Annotated in this window: 12 protein-coding genes and 3 rRNA genes; all 15 read right to left on the reverse strand. The window is 47.3% G+C overall.

The annotated features are described in order from the left end of the window. Window positions 1-228: 228 nt before the first annotated feature. The 15 genes from rrf to H3M12_RS02555 all read right to left on the reverse strand — a co-directional run bounded on the left by rrf (window position 229) and on the right by H3M12_RS02555 (window position 14,728). A 5S ribosomal RNA gene (rrf, locus tag H3M12_RS02480) occupies window positions 229-345 on the reverse strand. A gap of 63 nt (window positions 346-408) precedes the next feature. Then, window positions 409-3,323 (reverse strand): 23S ribosomal RNA (locus tag H3M12_RS02485). Window positions 3,324-3,540: 217 nt separating this feature from the next. Then, window positions 3,541-5,105, reverse strand: a 16S ribosomal RNA gene (locus H3M12_RS02490). Together the 16S, 23S and 5S rRNA genes form the textbook arrangement of a ribosomal RNA operon. A 1,077-nt stretch (window positions 5,106-6,182) precedes the next feature. Next, window positions 6,183-7,190 carry a GH25 family lysozyme gene (locus tag H3M12_RS02495; protein ID WP_233449212.1) on the reverse strand — a complete coding sequence of 336 codons (1,008 nt, stop codon included), beginning with the start codon at window positions 7,188-7,190 and terminating at the stop codon, window positions 6,183-6,185. 44 nt (window positions 7,191-7,234) lie between these two features. Beyond that, on the reverse strand, window positions 7,235-7,744 hold the full coding sequence (locus tag H3M12_RS02500; protein WP_129033384.1) for a phage holin, LLH family: 510 nt from the start codon (window positions 7,742-7,744) through the stop codon (window positions 7,235-7,237). Between the two features lie 247 nt (window positions 7,745-7,991). Further along, on the reverse strand, window positions 7,992-8,381 hold the full coding sequence (locus H3M12_RS02510; RefSeq protein ID WP_129033383.1) for a hypothetical protein: 390 nt from the start codon (window positions 8,379-8,381) through the stop codon (window positions 7,992-7,994). Window positions 8,382-8,392: 11 nt separating this feature from the next. Continuing rightward, on the reverse strand, window positions 8,393-8,560 hold the full coding sequence (locus tag H3M12_RS02515) for an XkdX family protein (RefSeq protein WP_129033382.1): 168 nt from the start codon (window positions 8,558-8,560) through the stop codon (window positions 8,393-8,395). Between the two features lie 11 nt (window positions 8,561-8,571). Continuing rightward, window positions 8,572-8,979 carry a hypothetical protein gene (locus tag H3M12_RS02520; RefSeq protein ID WP_129033381.1) on the reverse strand — a complete coding sequence of 136 codons (408 nt, stop codon included), beginning with the start codon at window positions 8,977-8,979 and terminating at the stop codon, window positions 8,572-8,574. Window positions 8,980-9,011: 32 nt separating this feature from the next. Next, entirely contained in the window at window positions 9,012-10,742 is a 1,731-nt protein-coding gene (locus H3M12_RS02525) for a pyocin knob domain-containing protein (RefSeq protein WP_182150883.1), read from the reverse strand. A gap of 2 nt (window positions 10,743-10,744) precedes the next feature. Continuing rightward, complete coding sequence (locus tag H3M12_RS02530; RefSeq protein WP_129033379.1) at window positions 10,745-11,464, reverse strand: hypothetical protein; 720 nt, start codon at window positions 11,462-11,464, stop codon at window positions 10,745-10,747. Next, a complete protein-coding gene (locus tag H3M12_RS02535; protein WP_182150884.1) occupies window positions 11,464-12,690 on the reverse strand; it encodes a baseplate J/gp47 family protein in 1,227 nt (408 codons plus the stop codon). The genes H3M12_RS02530 and H3M12_RS02535 overlap by 1 nt, the downstream gene beginning before the upstream one ends. Next, on the reverse strand, window positions 12,677-13,063 hold the full coding sequence (locus H3M12_RS02540; RefSeq protein WP_129033055.1) for a hypothetical protein: 387 nt from the start codon (window positions 13,061-13,063) through the stop codon (window positions 12,677-12,679). Before H3M12_RS02540 ends, H3M12_RS02535 begins: the two co-directional genes overlap by 14 nt. Next, window positions 13,060-13,440 carry a hypothetical protein gene (locus tag H3M12_RS02545; RefSeq protein ID WP_129033054.1) on the reverse strand — a complete coding sequence of 127 codons (381 nt, stop codon included), beginning with the start codon at window positions 13,438-13,440 and terminating at the stop codon, window positions 13,060-13,062. The genes H3M12_RS02540 and H3M12_RS02545 overlap by 4 nt, the downstream gene beginning before the upstream one ends. Beyond that, entirely contained in the window at window positions 13,441-14,385 is a 945-nt protein-coding gene (locus tag H3M12_RS02550) for a hypothetical protein (protein WP_182150885.1), read from the reverse strand. After that, on the reverse strand, window positions 14,375-14,728 hold the full coding sequence (locus H3M12_RS02555) for a phage baseplate plug family protein (protein ID WP_129033052.1): 354 nt from the start codon (window positions 14,726-14,728) through the stop codon (window positions 14,375-14,377). Before H3M12_RS02555 ends, H3M12_RS02550 begins: the two co-directional genes overlap by 11 nt.

The raw sequence follows: 14,728 nt of genomic DNA on the forward strand, positions 1-14,728 counted from the left end.
TGTTTTTTTAGATTTCATAGCACCCCATAATCATAGCACAAGCTAGGCTTCACGACGCACTACACGAAGGTAAAACTTGAATTTCTTCATTATATTTCGTTATTCACGTGTCCTACTGTCTGCTATGGCCAGCGATTTTATCTGAAATTGGGCCTCACCACCAGTTCTGCTCAGGTTAAAATTCAAAGTTATACAAAAAAAGGAACCCTGCTGGGTTCCTATAACATTGCGTGGCAACGTCCTATTCTCGCAGGGGGCGATCCCCCAACTACTATTGGCGTGCTGAAGCTTAACTTCCGTGTTCGGCATGGGAACGGGTGTATCCTTCAGGCTATCGCCACCACACTATTGAGAGCTTATTCCCTCAAAACTAGGTATTACCAATTATCTTCTGAGAACACCAATCACTTGGTTAAGTCCTCGACCGATTAGTACTGGTCCGCTCCACGCCTCACGGCGCTGCTACTTCCAGCCTATCTACCTGATCATCTCTCAGGGGTCTTACTTCCATAAAGGAATGGGAAATCTCATCTTGAGGCGAGTTTCACACTTAGATGCTTTCAGCGTTTATCTCATCCATACATAGCTACCCAGCGATGCGCCTGGCGGCACAACTGGTACACCAGAGGTATGTCCATCCCGGTCCTCTCGTACTAAGGACAGCTCCTCTCAAATTTCCTACGCCCGCGACGGATAGGGACCGAACTGTCTCACGACGTTCTGAACCCAGCTCGCGTACCGCTTTAATGGGCGAACAGCCCAACCCTTGGGACCGACTACAGCCCCAGGATGCGATGAGCCGACATCGAGGTGCCAAACCTCCCCGTCGATGTGGACTCTTGGGGGAGATAAGCCTGTTATCCCCAGGGTAGCTTTTATCCGTTGAGCGATGGCCCTTCCATACGGTACCACCGGATCACTAAGCCCGACTTTCGTCCCTGCTCGACCTGTCTGTCTCGCAGTCAAGCTCCCTTCTGCCTTTACACTCGTCGAATGATTTCCAACCATTCTGAGGGAACCTTTGGGCGCCTCCGTTACTTTTTGGGAGGCGACCGCCCCAGTCAAACTGCCTACCTGACACTGTCTCCCGCCACGATGAGTGGCGCGGGTTAGAGTGTTCACACAGCGAGGGTCGTATCCCACCAGCGCCTCCATCGAAACTAGCGTTCCGATATCTACGGCTCCGACCTATCCTGTACAAGCTGTGTCAACACCCAATATCAAGCTACAGTAAAGCTCCATGGGGTCTTTCCGTCCTGTCGCGGGTAACCTGCATCTTCACAGGTAATATAATTTCACCGAGTCTCTCGTTGAGACAGTGCCCAGATCGTTACGCCTTTCGTGCGGGTCGGAACTTACCCGACAAGGAATTTCGCTACCTTAGGACCGTTATAGTTACGGCCGCCGTTTACTGGGGCTTCATTTCTGGGCTTCGCCGAAGCTAACTCATCCACTTAACCTTCCAGCACCGGGCAGGCGTCAGCCCCTATACTTCATCTTACGATTTTGCAGAAACCTGTGTTTTTGATAAACAGTCGCCTGGGCCTTTTCACTGCGGCTACACTTGCGTGTAGCACCCCTTCTCCCGAAGTTACGGGGTCATTTTGCCGAGTTCCTTAACGAGAGTTCACTCGCTCACCTTAGGATACTCTCCTCGACTACCTGTGTCGGTTTGCGGTACGGGTAATTAAGATCTCACTAGAAGCTTTTCTCGGCAGTGTGACGTGGAGCACTTCCCTACTAAAATTCGGTCCCCGTCGCGCCTTGTCCTTAGCGATAAGCATTTGACTCATCACCAGACTCAGCGTTTGGACGCACATTTCCAATCGTGCGCATGCTTTAGCCTCCTGCGTCCCTCCATCGTTCAAACAATCTTAACTAGTACAGGAATATCAACCTGTTATCCATCGCCTACGCCTTGCGGCCTCGGCTTAGGTCCCGACTGACCCTGGGAGGACGAGCCTTCCCCAGGAAACCTTAGTCATTCGGTGGATCAGATTCTCACTGATCTTTCGCTACTCATACCGGCATTCTCACTTCTAAGCGCTCCACTAGTCCTTGCGGTCTAGCTTCGTTGCCCTTAGAACGCTCTCCTATCACGCAACATAGTTGCATCCACAATTTCGGTAATGTGCTTAGCCCCAGTATATTTTCGGCGCAGAGTCACTCGGCTAGTGAGCTATTACGCACTCTTTAAATGATGGCTGCTTCTGAGCCAACATCCTAGCTGTCTATGCAATTCCACATCCTTTTCCACTCAGCACATATTTAGGGACCTTAATTGGTGGTCTGGGCTGTTCCCCTTTCGACGGTGGATCTTATCACTCATCGTCTGACTCCCGGATATAAATCAGTGGCATTCGGAGTTTATCTGAATTCAGTAACCCATGACGGGCCCCTAGTCCAAACAGTGGCTCTACCTCCACGATTCTTCATCCGAGGCTAACCCTAAAGCTATTTCGGAGAGAACCAGCTATCTCCAAGTTCGTTTGGAATTTCACCGCTATCCACACCTCATCCCAGCATTTTTCAACATACACGGGTTCGGCCCTCCAGTGCGTTTTACCGCACCTTCAGCCTGGACATGGATAGGTCACCTGGTTTCGGGTCTACGTCAACTTACTGAAACGCCCGTTTCAGACTCGCTTTCGCTACGGCTCCGGTCTTTACACCTTAACCTTGCAAATTAACGTAACTCGCCGGTTCATTCTACAAAAGGCACGCTACCACCCATTAACGGGCTCTAACTAATTGTAGGCACATGGTTTCAGGAACTATTTCACTCCCCTTCCGGGGTGCTTTTCACCTTTCCCTCACGGTACTGGTTCACTATCGGTCACTAGGGAGTATTTAGCCTTGGGAGATAGTCCTCCCGGATTCCGACCAGGTTTCACGTGTCTGACCGTACTCAGGATCCTGAACTGAGGGTCAACGATTTCGCCTACGGGGGTATCACCCGCTCTGCCACACCTTCCCAGATGTTTCGGCTATCACTGACTTTGGTAACTCAAATGTTCAGTCCTACAACCCCAACAAGCAAGCTTGTTGGTTTGGGCTGTTCCCCGTTCGCTCGCCGCTACTTAGGGAATCGAATTTTCTTTCTCTTCCTGTGGGTACTTAGATGTTTCAGTTCCCCACGTCTGCCTCAACTCAAGTATGTATTCCCTGAGTTGTAATCATCGGTAAAGATGATTGGGTTTCCCCATTCGGAAATCTCCGGATCAAAGCTTACGTACAGCTCCCCGAAGCATATCGGTGTTAGTCCCGTCCTTCATCGGCTCCTAGTACCAAGGCATTCACCATGCGCCCTTCATAACTTAACCTAACGGTCACTTCGTGACCGCTGATTAATTGAGTATTAGCGAATAAACTAATTAAAAAACTCAAAATAAACGCGGTGTTCTCGGTTTAATTATCTTTAATAATTAAAGGAAAATAATTGATAATATCTAGTTTTCAAAGAACAAGCTTGAGGGTAGACCCCTCAAAACTGACCATTGTTTCAACAAAGTATGTGCAGGCCTCCGTATTATTCCTTAGAAAGGAGGTGATCCAGCCGCAGGTTCTCCTACGGCTACCTTGTTACGACTTCACCCTAATCATCTGTCCCACCTTAGGCGGTTGGCTCCAAAAGGTTACCTCACCGACTTGGGGTGTTACAAACTCTCATGGTGTGACGGGCGGTGTGTACAAGGCCCGGGAACGTATTCACCGCGGCATGCTGATCCGCGATTACTAGCGATTCCAACTTCATGTAGGCGAGTTGCAGCCTACAATCCGAACTGAGAACGGCTTTAAGAGATTAGCTTGGCCTCACGACTTCGCGACTCGTTGTACCGTCCATTGTAGCACGTGTGTAGCCCAGGTCATAAGGGGCATGATGATTTGACGTCATCCCCACCTTCCTCCGGTTTGTCACCGGCAGTCTCACCAGAGTGCCCAACTGAATGCTGGCAACTGATAATAAGGGTTGCGCTCGTTGCGGGACTTAACCCAACATCTCACGACACGAGCTGACGACAACCATGCACCACCTGTCATTCTGTCCCCGAAGGGAACGTCCTATCTCTAAGATTGGCAGAAGATGTCAAGACCTGGTAAGGTTCTTCGCGTAGCTTCGAATTAAACCACATGCTCCACCGCTTGTGCGGGCCCCCGTCAATTCCTTTGAGTTTCAACCTTGCGGTCGTACTCCCCAGGCGGAGTGCTTAATGCGTTAGCTGCGGCACTGAAGGGCGGAAACCCTTCAACACCTAGCACTCATCGTTTACGGCATGGACTACCAGGGTATCTAATCCTGTTTGCTACCCATGCTTTCGAGCCTCAGCGTCAGTTACAGACTAGACAGCCGCCTTCGCCACTGGTGTTCTTCCATATATCTACGCATTCCACCGCTACACATGGAGTTCCACTGTCCTCTTCTGCACTCAAGTCATTCAGTTTCCGATGCACTTCTTCGGTTAAGCCGAAGGCTTTCACATCAGACTTAAATAACCGCCTGCGCTCGCTTTACGCCCAATAAATCCGGACAACACTTGCCACCTACGTATTACCGCGGCTGCTGGCACGTAGTTAGCCGTGGCTTTCTGGTTGAATACCGTCACGATGTCAACAGTTACTCTGACACCCGTTCTTCTTCAACAACAGAGTTTTACGAGCCGAAACCCTTCTTCACTCACGCGGCATTGCTCCATCAGACTTGCGTCCATTGTGGAAGATTCCCTACTGCTGCCTCCCGTAGGAGTCTGGGCCGTGTCTCAGTCCCAATGTGGCCGATTACCCTCTCAGGTCGGCTACGCATCATCGCCTTGGTGGGCCGTTACCTCACCAACAAGCTAATGCGCCGCGGAACCATCCAGAAGTGATAGCCGAAACCATCTTTCAAACAAAAACCATGCGGTTTTTGTTGTTATACGGTATTAGCACCTGTTTCCAAGTGTTATCCCCTGCTTCTGGGCAGGTTTTCCACGTGTTACTCACCAGTTCGCCACTCGCTTTAGGAAGAAATCAGTGCAAGCACATCAATCAACCAAAGCTCGTTCGACTTGCATGTATTAGGCATGCCGCCAGCGTTCGTCCTGAGCCAGGATCAAACTCTCATCTTAAAGATGATAAGCTCGAATAACTCATCGATTGTTGTTACATTTTAAAAGCGAATTGACTTTGCAAATATTGTTTGGGTTTGAATAAATTCAAACCGCCCTACACATATTTGGTTTGTCGAAACAATGTTCAGTTTTCAAAGGTCTACTCGTTATCCGCCGAAGCAGACAACTTAATCATCATATCATTTAGCTGATATGCTTGTCAACGATAAATTTAATTTCTCTTTTTATCGTTAACCTCTGTCACTAAATGACAGCTTATACAATATATCATGTTGTTATCAACGATGTCAATCCCTAAATTCATATCAGTGAATTGGTCTTGGCCATCTATTTTTGACAACGTATATAAGAATACCAATTCCCCCGCTAAACGTCAACACTAAAATGAAGACTTTCCCGTTAGTGGTCTAACCAATCAAGCGACTTTCTCGCCCCATTATCCGGGTTTGTCACTTATCAATTGCCACACTAGTTTTGTTTAGGCTCGATAAGGAAGTAATTCCTAACTTTAAACGAGAATGGTTTTATCATTATCCGGTAAAATCATTTTTAAACTTTTTCTGATTTTGTTTTTTTAATCCCCTATGTGGCCCCTTTTAGCGGCTCTTACGCTTAAAGACAAAATCTCATTTCCTCTCTAGATCCACCATTAATCAATAAAAAATTAGCATATCCGCCACTTGCCCTCACGTATACGCTCTATTATTCAGCCATAATTTATCAAAATAGATTAAATCCCGGTTCAATTTAGTAACAGTGCTCGATCAATTCACACTGATCAAGCGATTTTTTTACGAATTCCCGACTAATTATCCAACTGGCCTGCCAATTGATCTCATTTTAGGCTGTGTATTTTCCACTTAAACAAAAACAGGCCTGAAAAATCCAGACCTGTTACCCCTTTGAAATCTCTTAAGCCGCTTATTGGATTTAGTGATGCTGTAATATCAATGTTAATAGCGATGTTGCGCAAAAAACGCGCAATAAAAAATATTTTTTTGCTTTTATTTAGATAAATTAAAAATTGTACGCAAAAAAGCGCCCACCCCGTCAGGAGTGAGCGCTTTTGGGGTGTTACTTGACAAATTTGTTAATCTTCTTGTTTCCACTGATATAGTATCCATTAGCCAATTGAATCCGAGTTGTATATCCATACTTGACGATCTTAGCGACATCAAATTCAGTGCCGGCTGGCTGCCAGTCCACAACATGTTTGAGGGTCTTATCTTTGTACCGATGAGTACCGCGTACAGACTTCACTCGTTTGACGCCACCATTAACGGAATAGTATAAGCGATTGACATTGGCCTTATTAGACGTGATGTAATAGCCGTTTGCCAACTGGAATCGGGTAATCTTACCGTACTTAATCACTTTAGCGATCGCAAATACGGTGCCGGCTGGGAATTTGTCTACTTTGTGTTTGAAGGCAACATCCTTGTAGCGATTAATTGGCGTCCGGGCATAGACCATCTTGGGATTGTATCGGTAATAGATGGCCTTCTTCGGTTTAACCGCCTTGGTTGCGGTGCCGTAGTAATAGTTAGAATACATTTGGCTCACATCGAAGCCCCCATAACAGCCAGGAAAGTGTTTTGTACTAGTCCACTGCCAACCGCGATAACTAGCATAAAACTTCAGGCCCACCGGGTTAGATGGATAGTTGGCAATCCAACCACCGCGTCCATGATTGTTAAGAGGCATTGAGTTAGTCCAAGAACCCATGGTGTACACATCCGTCTTAGGATATCCCATACGTTTAACTTCTGCGACCCATGCTTTAATATTCGCCGCATTACGGGTCCAGCCAAGATTGTTCGCTTCAAAGTCCAGCACAATTACTGCATCTTTACCAAGCCCGGCATTTAATGCGCAACGAGCTGCTATTCGGGCCTCTGCCTTAGCACCTGCTACGGTTGTAAACCGGGCAAAGTGGTAGCCGTTGACATGCAGTCCGGCTTTTACTGCATTGTGAATACTAGTTTTAGCAGTTCGATCAGTAAAAAAAGTGCCCTCCGACAGCTTAGCAACCATCGCACGAACACCATACTTTTTCATTGACTTCCAATTAGAAACTGTCATTGTTCCGTTGTTATTGGAAACGTCCACCATGTCACATCGAGGCATTACTTAGTACCTCCCTCCACTTGGCTAGTTGCAGGGACATCAAGCGGCTCATTTTCATTGTCTTTAACGTTCCGCTTGAGTAATTGTTCCTCTTTATCCGCGAACACTTGCTCTGTGGACGCCTGCGCAACGTCAAATTTAGCCTGCTTCTTCTGTGCAACGGTACTTTGGGTGCTCATCGCTTGATAGGCCTTTTCGATGGCCGCAGAAATAATTGCAGGATCAATGTTGTGACCTAATCCTTTTAATTGACCGGTAACATCGGAAATTGCCTTTTGCCGTTTTTCGTCTCCCGGAATTTCGTAATACGTGGATAAAAGATGAACAGCGTTATCGGCCAACTTGTCCAACAACGTCAATGCCTCTCGCTGATTGGCTGACTTATTCGCCGCAATCTTGGTCTTCAATGCCGGATTGATCCGGGTAAACCAGCCAACCAGGGCAAAAATTAAGACACCTAAGATACCGGTGTCGTTGAGTAATTTAATAATCTTCGTAAATTCATTCATGCTTTTTCCTCCTAGGATTTTAACTGACTCTTGAGCTCTGCATTTTCAATTCGTAGCTGTTCGTTTTCCATAATGAGTTCATGATTTCTTTTTTCGGCTTCATCAGTTCGCGTCTTCATCTCCATGTACAGTCCTTGCCATTCTTCACGATTAGACTTCTTCCGTGATATTCGATTGGTGTACCATGCCGCAATCATACCGGCTACAACTGACATGATTAGATATATCTGATGCAAATAGCTCTCAGTCAAACTGAATCCGAGCGGCGGGCAATAATCATAATGACAATGGTCAGTGCGGCATTACTGATCCACGGCATTCCGCTCCCCATAACCATTGAATGCAAGAACTGATAAAATGACAAGGTCGCCATGGCAAACGTGGCCACAGTTAAAATGATGTGATCCATCCTAACCGACCGCTTAGGGTCCAAGACCCAGATTGCCATAACCACACCAATCACCACATACATCATGCCTACGGCATCATCATTCGCAATTTCAGCGACTACTGGTGGCCAAGTAAAATAATGATCACTAACCATCAAAAATAGGCCAATACCAATCATAGTAAAAGCAATCACGGTATGCAGCGGATTATCTCGAATTGGATGATACATATAAATTCCTTCTTCCATCAAAAAAGCACCTAGGCGGTTGTGGTATCCGTCGTCGGTGCCGTGTAATCCTTACCTGTCAGCTCCTTGTACTGTTCTGGTGTGATGCACCAGTTGACCATGTAGCTAATGTCTAGGCCCCATGAAGCATACAACTTAGCATCTTCAATGCTTGGTGCTGAAAATGGATTATTTCCCATAATGATTCCTCCTATTCTGCCTTGGCTGCGATTTGCTTTTGCACTGCCACAATTTGCTGTGACAGGCTGACAAATTGCTTTTGAAATTGCTCTTGCGTAGTAACGAATTGCTGCTGGGCTTCTACTTGAGCCTTTGTGGCACTCCCCAGCGCTGTTTGCAAGCCTTGAATAGTTTCACCTTCTTGGTCAATCAATCCTTGCAGGTAGTCAATATCCAAATTGGGTAAGTTCCCCGGAGCTGTGACTTCTTGCGAATCATCACTCTTGAATGCGTACATCCACCAGTAGCGAGTGAAATATTGAATCGAGGTGGTCGGGATATTCACCGCTCGTAAGCCATCTGCTGGCTCAAGTACGGGCGCAGTGTCCTTGTCTGGAAATTGGTTATCTGAATCTGGTTTTACGTAATAAATTGGCATTATAACTTCTCCTTTACATATTAATAAAATAGTTAGTCAAACGTTATTCTCATAAATAGGTCGCCATCATCATTTGCACTTACCACTGTTTTACCTGTTGATAACACGTTGTGGTCACTCCAAGCAAATTTTAACTTTGTGCCTGATATTTCTAAATCATAAGTGGCACCACCACCAGATGAATTAGGTGAAGCACATGCTATCATTCCTCTAACATTTTTGGGGGTGCTAACAATATTTTTTAAATCTAATAATTCTGTCTGGGTGTCTGGTTTATTTAAATAAACATTTTTTGCAATTCCCATTATTCCATATAACACCAAATCAACATATTTTTGCTCGTTATTTTTTCTGTACATGCAAGTATATGCAGATAGCGAATCACTTTTACCAGTTATTGTATGCCAAGCGCTTGCTTCAAGGCTTTTCAAATCGTCGCGGGTAGCGACTGATTTACCTCCATTCACAGTGAGCTTGGTGAAGTCAGTAGGTGTAGAAACAACGCCAGTATCCGGATTGCGGTCAACCACGTTAGCGGCGTTAGCGGGTGTGTAATCCAACTTATCTTGCTTAGCATTAACTTCTTCTATACCCGCTACATCACTGGCTGGTTTACGCATATCGGCGGTATGGACAACTTTGGAATCGTCAGCAAGTTTAGCCCAACTTGTCCATGCGCCGGCATTAAATATTCTAAGAAACATTGAGCTTGCATTATCAGCAATGGCAATTTGTGCTTTACGGCCGTTCCATTGTGAGAAATAAAAAGTCGTTGTAGTAAAACTGTGAGTGTTATCTGGGCCATCCGTCATTAAATGGCCATTTGCAAGAATAGTTCCCAAAGGTAAATCATTAAATGACCCCCCATCAACAAGTTGTAAAGAAGTAAGACCTGATTTTGGTAAGTCGTAAGAAGTTCCGTTCACTGTAATTGTGTTGTCATGGTTATCATGAACTACTTTACTATCGTCAGCTTTAACGTTAACCTCATCAATGCTGGCAACTTGATTGGCTGGTTTGCGCATATCCGCCGTGTGCACAACCGTACTATCGTCAGCTTTGCCACTAATCTTCGTGTCTGCGTAGTCCTTCGCCGACGTGAGTGTCGTGGCGTCGCCATCGGAGACATCCTTGCTGGTCGCAATGGCATTGCCTTCACCGTCCACCGCACCCTTTTCCAGCGTGACGGATTCCTTGAAATCCGCTGGCTTACTGCCATCAATGACGGTGGCAGGAATGTTAGCCTTGATATCATCAATAGTTGCAATGTGTTTTGATGCAAAGATTGCATCAAGGTCGGCTTCATTAAGTGAACCAGCCTGACTGACAGTAATCAAAACATTATCGGCATCGCTCACCGTTGTATCAGTCTGGAATGAATCATTTAAGTTGGACTTACCGTCATATGCAGCGATGTAGTCTGGTAGAGAGCTTGGCAGTACTCCATACAGAATTTCATCCCCGTTTTCTGGTCGTGCATAAAAGCCGACTGTATAGAGACTGTATGCCGTCGTCACATCTTTAGACGGAAAGTCTACCCGCATAGTCAAGGTAGTGTCATCCTTCTTAATAATTCGTGAGTATTCGACTGTCTGCTGCACATCTTCAATTGATGTGAGCTTTTTTAAATCGTTGACCGGAGTAGCTGAGTAATCATGGCTTGAGGCCACTGCTCGGGGGAACTGGATTTTATCCAAGCCCCCAAGTGTGCCCGTTGCTAGTGATCGACCAGCTTCGGTCAAATAGGTAGTATCAAATTGCACTTTTATCCCTCCTTAGAGACTTGGTGAAGCCGCTGTCGCTGAGTGACTGTGGCCACGGTCGTATTATCATCCGTAGTGTGCGTGCGGTCTCTCATGCTATCCATGACAGCGAAGTGAGACCGCTCCTTTTTAGTGGCTGTGGCCACGTATAGCATCTGGCTAGCGACAGCTTGAAAGTCAACGCTAACAATTTTTACTTCTGGCATAACGGCTGACTCTAGTGCTTTAACCAGAAGGTTCTTTTTGCGAGCAGACTTACTATAACGGTTTGGAATATTAGTAAATCTCACTGCTTCCGGATCACCACCTAGTTGATCTGGGTCAGTGATTACATCAAACTCAGTCGGGTCAGCCTGTAGGATAAAGGCGATCAGACTGATGATGTCGTCCTCAGTAACTCCGATGCGACTGAGCATCTTAGCTAATCGAATTTGGAAGCGGAGAAAATCATCATCATTATCGATGCGACTTACACCCCAGTCAGCAGCGATATCATCTAAGATACCGCCCTTGGCCCGATCAAGACTTCGAGACTCGTAGATCTTCCTGAACTCATCGACCTCGTCAATGATCAAGTCGGCAATAACGCCCAAAATTGCCTGGTTATTACTGTCGGGGCTTTGATTAGCCATTCCGGGAAGAGCCGTGATAATCAGCTGACGAATTGTGTCGTCATCTAATCCCTGGTCAACCCAGAACTGCAGCCATTGCTTATCCGTCATCAACAATCACCTCGATGTCGTTGGTTGTGATATAAGCTAGCGTGTAGGCGTCGACAGTGACGTTTCCAAGCGCTAAGGCGGCCCTTATCCGTTCCGACGGTTATATCGATACTAGATAATCCTGAGACCTGCCACAGGTACTCAAAGAGCTTTGAGTACAGCAAGGGGTCGCCCATGTTAAGTGTCCGGTCGTATTCGACGACCTTATTTTTTAGATCCGTGATCCCGTTGTCCGTGTCAAAGCCATCAGTCGTCTTGATACGGATCTGCACGTATAACGTCTGCTGTTTGGCCCGAGAGAAGTTAACCGTGCGCTCCTGTCCGGAGGCGTTTAAGACAGTCTTCGACACTTCTCCGTAGGTATGTCCGGGCAGCCCGACCGCGTGAAAAATGGCCTCAGCCACATCTTGGTCAGAGCCACCAATCACATAGACATGAGTGGTCTTAGGCGGGTTTCCATCAGCATCGGTCGTCAGCTCGTCGTTAGCCGTGACCTTACACTGGATAACCCCGGTGACGTTTTCAACCTTGGTCTTGATACCGTCCTCGGTAGAGTCGGACTTAGACAGCTTATTCTCAAAGATGCGAGCCCGATAATTAACCTCTGACTCAATCTCCTCACCGCCAGTTGCGGCCTCTGGGTTAGTCACCCGAACAACTCCCGCAATTCCCTCGGTACCATCACTACCGCCTTCATCCGTGATGGTTCCGGCGCTAACGTTGCCACTCACTCCCGGTTCATTTGCCTGGGCCTGTACGGTCACCCGACCAATCTCGTTGCCGTCGTCATCCGTCAGTGGAACGTCAGCCCCAGTGTCGTCCTTTACGGTAGCTACCCCAGGGACCTTTGCTTCATCGAGTGTATTGAAGACGACCCCATCAGCCGTGCTGTACTGAGTTCCTTCGGGAATTACGGTATCTGGATCAGCATCAATCTGCAGGTAAACGGTAGCAGCCGTCGCGGGCGTCCGAGAAACTCCGATGTCTGATCCACTGATATCTAAGTCTTGGTCCCGTCCGCGTAGCGTGTAAGGTGAGTTGTAAGTTAGCTCAGCCAACTGTTCGACGAGGTTCTTGCCTACCGAAATAGCCCCAGCAAACTGGCCAAATCGGTGAGCATCATCGGTGGCCAGACTATCGCCTAGGGATTCTTTAAAACGCTGGTTAACGCCCTCGCGGATGTCGTCCAGCTCTTCCCGGTCAAATCCTTTATCAGTCAGTCCCAATGTTATCCACCTCCGTTCCTGCGGTTACCGTTGTTTCTTCGCCAGAATCATCCAAATAAGTAACGGCTAAGTCGACCGTTGCCGTACGCCCATTACGCTTAATGTCTTTGATCTCAGCACTAACAAAATTATCAAATTGAGATTCGAGATAGTCTTCAATCTCAGCTTCTAAGCTCGGTATGTCATCCAAGTTTTCAATGACGTGGAGATGATTAAGACCAAAATCGGGGTTCCAAGATAGTTCGCCCTCGTTGGTGCCTAAAGCAATGTTGGTGGCCACAGCTTGGTCTGCATCATCAACCATGACAAAGTCGCCGGTTTCTGGGTCAATGATCACATCACCGGTTTCGTCAGTCGCTATATCCATACTCATCGGATCACCCCCATGATTATTCCGTCGTTTTCGCTGTGCATTCGACGGCTGGCTAGGCTGTAGCTACCAGAACCGCCGTCAAAATTATCTTGGTCCCGGTCATCAAACGCTACCTCGACGATGTCCCCACGCTTTAGCTTTGTGGGTTTGCCATCTTTGAGATATTCGGCTGCACTGGCCAAGACTAGGCAGTTACCATAGATAGCACGGATCTCACCGTCAGACTGTTCCGGCAATGGCTGGACGTCTGCATACATGGGACTCCCACTTTTGATGGAGACCACTTTTCCTTTCATATGACTATGAACGTCGGCTTGAAAGTATGGAAGCAGTTCATCGACTAGCAGCTTTAAAGCGTCGTTTCTATCTTTACTCATCTAAACCGCCTCCACTTCACAAGTCGTTTGCATATCATCCAAGCTGTGCGTGTAGTTCTTGACCCGCACCAAGCTCTTGATGTTTTCGGCCACATAGAAAACGGACCCGTTAGCCACCAGCGGATTAAGGTAGGTCACCACCGTCCAGGTTGCTTTCTTCCCGTCCTCGTCAGAAATAGTCGGCATGTTGACCAGACCATCTTTAAGAGTCAGATACAGGTGCGTTTGCCACAGTTTCGGCTTCTCGTCGTAGTCAATTACGATGTCGTCCATCCGATACTGGAAACGGCTGCCGCAGTCCTTGACAATGGCCTTGATGGCCGTCTCTGGCTTGCTGGACAGCCGATACCCCTTCTTGTACACTTTGTTCTTTTTGAGGTGCAGGGCGGCGATAGGAATGCCCGCCTCACGCGAGATTCGCTGGATAATCGTCTTGGCTTTAACCCCATTTTTAAAGCGTAAATTGATGTTCTTCTTTTTCGTGGTGGTCCATGTAATAGTTCGCCCACTCTTGGTCTTGTAAGAGTGCTTGACTTTCTTACTGCCAGAATAGGGATTGTAAATTTTCTTGTTTTTGGCGTAATCCTTTCCAGCTACGAACGTGATGGCAATGTAAGTGTCCTCACCATCGCGGACCGCAGGAGCAACCTTGGTAATATTTCCAGCGCCAATGATGCCGAAGAGGTCATACCCACCAGCTTTCACGATCACGTGCTCCTTAGACTTGAAGAGGTTCTGGTGAGCCTTCGATAGGTTATAAATGTTGAACGTGTTGGTGGCTGGAGTTCCCCCATCGCCGCCGCTGATTTCACCGGTGATCTGGACGCCGTACCCTTTGGGGTGGAAATTAGTGAATCGATAGGTACCGGATTTAAGTACCAGATCAACTTCCACCTTCGCCCCGTACCAGGTCTTCCCCTTGGGATTGGTGACTTTAAGACCCATTACCATCACCGCTCTCATAAACACTATCCTGGTCCATGACGAAAACCGTCTTTTGGAGGTTGCCCTTAGTCACTGAGGACTCCAAGCCGGATTCGTCCATCGGGACTAGCCGTTCGACCGGCAGCCAATCGTAAGAGGCCCAGTACCAAAGCGGGACGCCGTAAGTGAGCGGCTCGCCCATGATCTTATGGGTATCGTCGTCAAGGTCCTCATAATCGACCGTGAAGGTCTGTGAGAGCTCGCTATACTGCAGAGTGAGCTCCGCGCTGACATTTTCAAAGTCCACTTGGATTCGACTTGGCAAGCTGCTTAGGTCAAATTCGATCGTTTCATGCTTTGGCAT

This window comes from Levilactobacillus suantsaii (assembly GCF_014069315.1).
In the GTDB taxonomy this organism is placed as follows: domain Bacteria; phylum Bacillota; class Bacilli; order Lactobacillales; family Lactobacillaceae; genus Levilactobacillus; species Levilactobacillus suantsaii.